Here is a 7787-nt window from a genome sequence, read left to right as displayed (position 1 = left end):
GGTTTATTTCGTAGACCCGGGGCGAGTAGGGCTTAAGCTCCAAAGCCTGCAAGAGGAACTCACGAAGGTGAACACCGTAGACCGAGGTGGCCTCTAGCCCGATGTGAAGTGTTTGCACCTGGAACTCACGGGCAAGACTGTCCAGGGCTTGGACCAAAGCCGAGGCACCCTCAAGGTCGTTGGCAAAAGACCTGGCCGGGGCAAGCTGCTGGCCCTGTTCGTCCAGGCAAACCAACTGGCAGCTAAGAGCGCTGACGTCGATGCCGGCAAAAAGGGCTCTAGCCAAGGGGGCATCCCTCCTTGGGCTGGCCCAAGATTTGGGGCGTGCCCTGCGGGTGCGGCGCCTAACAGCCTCGCGGGCCGATGAGAGCTTCACAGACCCTCTGGGGGTGCACCCCTGGCCTGCTGAACCCAGGGGCCAGATGGCCTGCCGGCTCAGCTCACGGGTAAGAAAGACGCGCCGCACCGCAAGGGTCTCACTCTTTGCCGAGTAGTCACCGGACATAGCCGGGCCACAGTGGGGATCAAGAGTGACCCCGGACCAACCCATGTTGATCTTCGCAAAGGCACACCGGGTTATCAAGGACCATTTACCAGTTGCCTGTGTCGGCGTTCCTTGATAACCTGCAGGTCAAATTATACGAGTGGGGATAGCTCAGCGCCCCGGCCAACCGAACCCCCGCCCTCCGGGGGCCCGGCTTTACCTTCCGTCTGAGGAAAACTATAATGGTAGCGTCGGCTGGACGGGGAGGTCGGCGGCATGAAGGGCGAGCTGGACGTGCATCGCATTGCCCAAAAAGTGGGCGATATCAAGGAATCGGTGGCGGTCCTCAAAGAGTACGCCGCCCGAAAGGACAAACAGTTTTTGGACAACCCGGAGGCGGTACGCGCGGCTCGGTATGCCTTTATCGTTCTTATTGAGGCGGCGACGAACATCGCTGCTCACGTCTGCGCCCGCCTCTTCCACCGGGCGCCGGCTTCCTATGCAGAGTCCTTCCTGGTCTTGGCCGAGCATGGTTGTCTGGACCGCGAGTTGGCGAAGCGTCTGGCCAAGATGGCCGGCTTCCGCAACCTCCTGGTGCACCGTTACGCCGAGGTGGACGATACTCACCTGCTCAGACTAATGAGGCACAACCTGGGAGACGTCGAGGCGTATCTGCGGGTGGTGCACCGCCTGGTAAAGGAGAAGAAGACCGATGCCGAAGAAACCTGCTAGGACCGGGCCTGAACCCGGCACCTTTTCCCTTTGGCGCCTGACTCAAGGCGAAAAGAAGGCCGTGCTCCAACGGCTGAGGCAATTGCTGGCTCTCTATCCGGGGGTGCGCTTCGCCTACGTCCACGGGTCGTTCTTGGAAGACCGTCCCTGCCGGGATCTGGACCTTGCCGTGTATCTGGCCGGTGCGTCGGCCGGACAGCGGCTGGATCTGGCCCTGGCCATGGGGGCGGAATTGAGCCATGAATTGGGCCTGCCGGTAGACGTCCACAGTCTGAACGAGGCTTCGGTCCCCTTCGCTTACGAGGTGCTGCGGCGGGGAAAGCTCCTCTTCTGCCGCGACCGCGAGGAAGCCTTCGGGTTCGCGGAGCGCATCCTGGCCCTCTACCGTGACTTTCTCCCCCTGCTGGAGGCCGGCTACCGGGACCTCCTCACGCCTTAAAGCCCCGCTGGCGGATTTAGAATCCCAGGCGGCGCAGGAACTCCAAGCCCTCGCGGTACCAGGCCTTTGGCCGGGCCAGGCCGTAGCTCTCGCCGGGCGGGCGCCCGGCGCGGCTTAGGGCACCGTCCGGCTTATGCTTCCCGCACGGGCGGACCTAAACTGCCGCCGGGGAACCGGAGCTGTTGGGCAGCTGCGCCGCCTCTTCCGGGGAAAGGACGCGGGTGATGACCCGGTCGGGGTGCCGGGCCAGGTCCAGGTCGTAGGGCGTAACCGGTTGCCCCTCGGGGTCGAGGACCACCCTGACCAGCGGCGTTCTCGCCAGGCCGCGGGTGGTCTTGACCACCACCGCCACCTCGCCGGTGGAAAGCAGAACCGGGGTGCCGGTGGGATACAGGGCCAGGTTGTCCAGAAAGGCGCACAAGAGGCGGTGCTCGAAAAGGAGATTCCCCGAACCCGCCAGGTACTCGTAGGCCTCGTGCACCGGGTAAGCCGGCCGGTAGACCCGCTCGGCGGTGAGGGCGTCGAACACGTCGGCCAGGCCGCAGATCACTGCGAAGTCGTGGATCTCGTCCCCCTTGATGCCCTGGGGATAGCCCTGGCCGTTGTAGCGCTCGTGGTGCTGCAGGGGGATGAGCGCCGCCAGGGTGCCGGCGCCGGCAATCTCCCGCGCCAGGCGGTGTCCCCATTCGGCGTGCCGCTTGACCAATTCGAACTCCTCCGGGGTAAGGGAGCCGGGCTTCTGCAGCACCGGCTGGGGCACGTAGACCTTGCCCAGATCGTGCAGGACGGCGCCCAGGCCCAGGTTGTAAAGCTGGGGCCGGGTCAGGCCCAGGTTGGCCCCGGCCAGGAGGCTCAGCACGCAGACGTTGACCGAATGCCCGAAGGTATAGTCGTCCCAGGCGCGGATGTCGGTGAGGTTGACCACCACCTCCGGCCGTGCCAGCAACTCGTCGGCAATCTCCTCCACGGTACGGGCCAGGCTTTCGGCCGCAAGCAGGGCGCGGGAAAGGTGGGCGGAGTCCTCCTGGGCGGCGAGGAAGAGCTCCCGCACCTGCTGAACGGCCTGTTGGCGGGTTTCCTCGCAGATCACGTCCTCCGCCGGAAGGTCGAAGTCCGGCCCGTCCTCTATGTACAAGGCCGGCACTCCCAGAAGTCCCAGGCGCCGGATGATGCCCTCGGTGAGGATCAGCCCGCGGTTGACCAGCACGTGACCGGTAGAACTGAATACCGGCCGGGCCACGCGCATGCCCGGCCGCAGGCAGGAAATGGGGAGCCGTCGCATGTGAAGCCTCCGGTCTTAGTTTGTCGAATTGCGTACTTAATTCGCACTCGAGGGGCAGAATCCTTCTTTTTCCGGTAGCCGGTCTCTCGCGTATACCCGTACAAAAGATGCCTGGCGCCAACCGGCATTTCCGGGTTCTTCCGGCTGCCCGGGTTCCGAATCTCGGTCCCCGGTGCGCCTGCCTTTTCGCATCAAGCTCCGGTTCGGCCGGCCAGACGCTGCGAAGGGGAGCCCCCGAACCGCCTTCACCCCTTTACGGCCGGGGCCGGCGGCATTATCATTAAGAGGGAACCGGAAAGACACACGGTGGGGGAGATGCCGCATGGAATGGGGTCCCATCCGTCCGCCCAGCGAGGCCGCCAGCCTCTACCTGCGCCTGACCCGCAACTGTCCCTGGAACCGGTGCCGGTTTTGCCACATCTACAAGGGCCAGCGCTTTAGCCGCCGCTCTGTGGAGGAGATCAAGGAGGACATCCGCGAGGCCCGCCACCTGGCCGACCGCATCAAGGAGCTTTCCTGGGCCTACGGCCACGCCGGCGAGGTGACCCCGGAGGTGGTGCAGATGGCCGCCTACCGCCTGGGCGAGCAGGCCGGCCACATCGCCATCTGGCTCTACCACGGCGCCAAGACCGTATTCCTGCAGGACGCCAACAGCCTGGTAATGTCCACCGACGACCTGGTAGAGGTGCTGGACTTTCTGCGGGAGAACTTCTCCCAGGTGGAGCGCATCACCACCTACGCCCGGGCCAAGACCCTGGCCAGAAAGCCGGTGGAGGACCTGGGCCGCCTGCGCGAGGCCGGCCTCACCCGGGTGCACGTGGGCCTGGAGACCGGGTACGATCCCCTGCTGGAGTACGTGCAGAAGGGAGTCACCGCCGCCGAGCAGATCGAGGGCGGCCGCAGGGCCAAGGCCGCGGGCCTGGAGCTGAGCGAGTACGTCATGCCCGGCCTGGGGGGCCGCGCCTGGTGGCGGGAGCACGCCCTGGGTACGGCCGAAGTGCTGAACGCCGTCGACGCGGACTTCATCCGCTTCCGCACCCTGGCCCTCATCCCTTCCATGCCGCTTTATGAGGAGCTGGCGGCCGGCCGCTTCGAGGTGCCGACCGAGGACGAAATGGTGCGGGAGATAAGGCTTTTGATCGAACACCTGGACGGCATCACCAGCTACGTGGTGAGCGACCACTCCCTCAACCTGCTCATGGAGCTGGAGGGCCGGCTGCCGGAGGCCAAGCCGGAGCTTCTGGCCACCATCGACCGCTACCTCAGCCTGCCGGAGGAGGAGCGGCAGAACTTCCGCCTGGGCCGCCGCCTGGGGGTCTACCGGCAGCTGGACGATCTGCAGGACTACGGCCGGCGCCGGCAGGTACAGGAGGTGCTGGCCCGGCTGGCAGGCCGGGGCGCGGACGTGGAGCAGGTAGTGGTGGAGCTCCGCAACCGCTGCATCTAGCGCGGCCGGCAGACCCGAGTGGGGGACCGGTCCGCCGGCGGACCGGCTCTGCCGGCCCGGCGCCGGCGGCCGCAGGTGGCAGCTGTCGTTGAGGAGGCCTGTTATTATGTAGCGGCCGTCCCGGTAGCGGAAGCAGTTGAAACAGCAGGTGTCCTGCTCCAGCCGTCAGAAGTGCTTGTCGCCCAGGCCCAGAACGCTCGGGGCATGATTCTTGCGCCCCCTACGCCTGGGCTTTTCTTCCTGCCCCGGTAATGTCCCGCCGCATACATCCCGCCCGCAAATCGGGTAAAAATATACTCGGTGCGCGGGCGCTTGCCTCCACCCGTCGGAAATTTGCCGTCTGAACTGCTGGCCGAGGAGGGCCGGATGATTACTGCCCACCGGGAAATCATAGCCGCCCGGTGACCTTCTCGGTAATCGGAACCAGTCTGGAAAATATTGGAGGTTATAAGCAGGATACCTACCCGGCCACGGCGTACTTTGATTATCGTGCCTTCAATATCTCGTAAGGGATGCGGAGCATGAGCGGAAACAAGCGATTTCTGGCCTGGCTGGCCCTGGGACTGGCCGCCGCCTTCTTGGGGTGGCAGGCGCTGGCCTCTACTTATTCGGATCTTCTGTCCGAGCTTCTGGCCCTGGAGACCCAGATGGCTGCCGCCTACCGGGAAATCGAGGCCCTGGAGGAGGAGATTTCCCGCCTGGAGGCCGAGGCCGGGCAGCGCTCCCGCCAGCTTGAGGGGCTGGAGCGGGAGCTGGAGGAGCGGCGGGCCAGGCTGGGCGAGTGGCTCAACTTCTATTACCGCCGCGGCCCGGCGCCTTTTCTGGCGGTGCTCTTGGGCGCGGACAGCTTCGACGACTTCACCACCCGATACACCCTGGTCTCCTACCTGATGCGGGAGGGCATGAAGCGGCTGCAAGAAACCGAGGCCACCGTGGCCGGGGTAGAGCAGGAGCGCGCGGCGGTCGCCCAGCGCATCGCGGCGCTCCAGGCCCGCAGGCAGGAGGTCACCGCCACTGCCGAGCGCCTGGCGGCACTTAAGGCCCAGAAGGAAGCGGTGCTGGCCCGGGCCCGGTCTACCCCCGGCGCGGAGGGGGAAAGGGTACGCGAGCTTCTGGCTGACTGGGAAAAGAGTCTTCCCTCCCTGGCCTGCCTGGTGGCCAACTTCGGCCGCCTCCCCTGGGACAGCCTGGCGCCGGACCGGGTGGAGACCGATTACTCCCGTCTAGAAGGCCGGGCCTACATAAGCGAGCAAGGCCTGGAGCGGATCGTGGCCTCCGACCCCGCCCTGGCGGAACTGAAGGTGCGCGTGCAGGCAGGAGCGGTCACGGTCGTGGGCCCCGGATACGAACTTTCCGGCCGCCTGGAGCTTGTGGCCGAGCCGGGCGAGGCCCAGCGCATCCGCTTTGTTCCCTTCCGCTTAATCCTGCCGGAGGCGGAAGCGGGTGAAGAATTGCTGGCCCAGCTCTTCGCCGACTACGACCTTTCCTTTCCCTTCTCCAGTCCCTATCCCGGCCTGAAGCTCAAGGCGGTGGAGGCCCGGGAAGGCGAGGTAGCGCTCACCCTGGGGCTCCGGTAGGGCGCCGGGGCCTGGCCGCGGGGGCTGGCCTCATGGCCCGGCCCCCCGCCTTCACCGTTGCCGAGCATCTCGACAGCGCCTCTCTTACTTCCTTGCCGGGTCCTCCTGCCGTCTCTCCGCACTGCCCGGAACCCGGACGGCGCCGGCCCGCCGGGCTCGGGGACTGCACCTGGGCTGACCCCGGTTCTGGTCTATTAAGGGGTGCCGTGTGTTCCCCGTTCGTACTGTCACCTCGCCGACCAAACTAGGGCTCGGGCTTCGCCCTTCGGCGGGCACCCGGCGGAGGCGCCGTCCGTGGCGCCCCGCCGCTTCGGCCGTCCGTGGCCTCCGGCCCGCCTCCGGACTCGCCCTCGCCGAGTTCGGTTCCCGGCGAGGTGCCAATGTACTCAGGCGAACACCCGGCACCCCTTGTCGTGCGGCGCTCGTCTTGCCCCGCATACCTATAAGCGCCCACCCGTTCCGGCCGCCTTGCGCGCGCCGGCTTCGTCAGTGCGCCCGGGCGGCCTCTGCCTTGGGCTCGGGCACGAAAAGGATCAGGAAGAGGGCCGCGGCCGGCAGCAGGGCCAGCACCCGCAGGGCCGCCGGGACGCCGAAGGCGTCGGCCACCATCCCCAGCAGGGTTACCCCCAGGCCGCCCGTACCCACCGCGAAGCCCAGCATGAGGCCGGAGGCCAGGCCCACCCGGTGGGGCAGGAGCTCCTGCCCCAGCACCACCGTGGCGGCAAAGGTGGAAATCCCCAGGAAGCCGGTGGCGGCCAGCACCAGGTAGAGCCAGGGCCCGTGGGTCTGGGGGAAGAGCCAGATGAGAGGGATCTGGGCGGTCATGCTGAACATCATCAGGTTCTTCAGCCCCCAGCGGTCGGCCAGGGGGCTGCCCACCAGGGTGCCGACGGCGCCGCTTAAGAGGAACACGGTCTGCAGGTCCCGGGCGTCCATGGGGTCGCCGCCCAGGTAGCTGACGTGGTAGAGGGGTATGTAGGTGGAGAGCCCGGCGTGCACCCAGGAGCGGAAGCAGACCGCCATCAGGAGCAGCACCACGGGCAGGTAGCCGTAGGGCGGGGCGGTGGCCCCCGCGGCAGGCACGGGATCGAGCTGCGGCCCCGAGGGAGGCGGAACCAGGCGCGCCTGGTGCTCCGCGGCCAGGGCCTTTATCCGTGGCTGCACCGCCCACAGCACCAGGGCGATTGCCGCCGCGGGCAGGATGAAACCGGGCATGCCCCGCAAGCCCGCCCAGGCGAAAAGCAGGCCGCCGAAGAGCGGGCCCAGGCCGAAGCCGAAGTTGCCGCCCACGGAGAACACCGCCATGGAGGTGGCCCGCTGCGGGCCGCTGGCCCAGCGCGCGGTCTTGGAGGCCTCGGGGTGGTAGGCGGCCACGCCCAGGCCGCAGAACACGGTGAGCAGCATCAGGGTGAAGTAGTTGGGGCTTAAGCCGGTGAGGCCTATGCCCAGCCCCGCCACCAGGCACCCCAGGGGCAGGAGCCAGCTCCGGCTTCCCCGGTCGCTCCAAAGCCCGATCACCGGCTGGATCACCGAGGAGCTCAGGTTGGAGCCCAGCATTATGGCTCCCACCGCGGTGTAGGACAGGCCGAAGGCATCCTTGAAGAAAGGCAGGAAGAAAGGCAGCGCCCCCTGGGCCAGATCCACCATCAGGTGCCCCAGACTCAGCAGCAGCAACAGGGATAACTGCATCTGCACGTGCCCCACCCTTCCCGTATCCGGATTTGCCCCCATCTTACTGCCGCCCGCCCGCGCGGTCAATACTTGCGCGGGGCAGTCGCCCCGCACATGCGTAGGGGTCGGCTCCAGGTGGTTGGCCGGGTAAGTGG

7 protein-coding genes are annotated in these 7787 nt (G+C 66.9%); 4 read left to right on the top strand and 3 right to left on the bottom strand.

From position 1 onward, the window contains the following. Positions 1 to 286, bottom strand: a 286-nt coding sequence (locus NUV99_04325; GenBank protein MCR4419348.1) for an IS110 family transposase, incomplete at its 3' end; no start/stop codon positions are given. 474 nt (positions 287 to 760) lie between these two features. On the opposite strand from NUV99_04325, the gene NUV99_04320 reads away from it, so the two are divergent. Next, the gene (locus tag NUV99_04320) at positions 761 to 1216 is read left to right on the top strand and encodes a DUF86 domain-containing protein (GenBank protein ID MCR4419347.1); all 456 of its coding nucleotides are present in this window, start codon (positions 761 to 763) and stop codon (positions 1214 to 1216) included. Between the two features lie 61 nt (positions 1217 to 1277). Further along, positions 1278 to 1655 (top strand): nucleotidyltransferase domain-containing protein, encoded by a 378-nt coding sequence (locus NUV99_04315; protein MCR4419346.1) that lies wholly within the window; start codon positions 1278 to 1280, stop codon positions 1653 to 1655. Between the two features lie 154 nt (positions 1656 to 1809). Here the strand turns inward: NUV99_04315 and NUV99_04310 are convergent, their stop codons facing one another. After that, positions 1810 to 2937, bottom strand: a complete 1128-nt coding sequence (locus NUV99_04310; protein MCR4419345.1) for an HD-GYP domain-containing protein — start codon at positions 2935 to 2937, stop codon at positions 1810 to 1812. A gap of 322 nt (positions 2938 to 3259) precedes the next feature. Here NUV99_04310 and NUV99_04305 point away from each other — a divergent pair, with 322 nt between their 5' ends. Together NUV99_04305 and NUV99_04300 are read left to right on the top strand one after the other, a co-directional pair. After that, complete coding sequence (locus NUV99_04305; protein MCR4419344.1) at positions 3260 to 4384, top strand: radical SAM protein; 1125 nt, start codon at positions 3260 to 3262, stop codon at positions 4382 to 4384. 521 nt (positions 4385 to 4905) lie between these two features. Beyond that, positions 4906 to 5961, top strand: a complete 1056-nt coding sequence (locus NUV99_04300) for a hypothetical protein (protein MCR4419343.1) — start codon at positions 4906 to 4908, stop codon at positions 5959 to 5961. 486 nt (positions 5962 to 6447) lie between these two features. Here NUV99_04300 and NUV99_04295 read toward each other — a convergent pair whose 3' ends face one another. Then, entirely contained in the window at positions 6448 to 7692 is a 1245-nt protein-coding gene (locus NUV99_04295) for an MFS transporter (GenBank protein ID MCR4419342.1), read from the bottom strand. Positions 7693 to 7787 lie beyond the last annotated feature (95 nt).

It is taken from the genome of Clostridia bacterium, assembly GCA_024653205.1.
Lineage (GTDB): Bacteria > Bacillota > DSM-521 > Neomoorellales > SLTJ01 > JANLFO01.
This window is presented reverse-complemented; position numbering and strand designations above follow the sequence as displayed.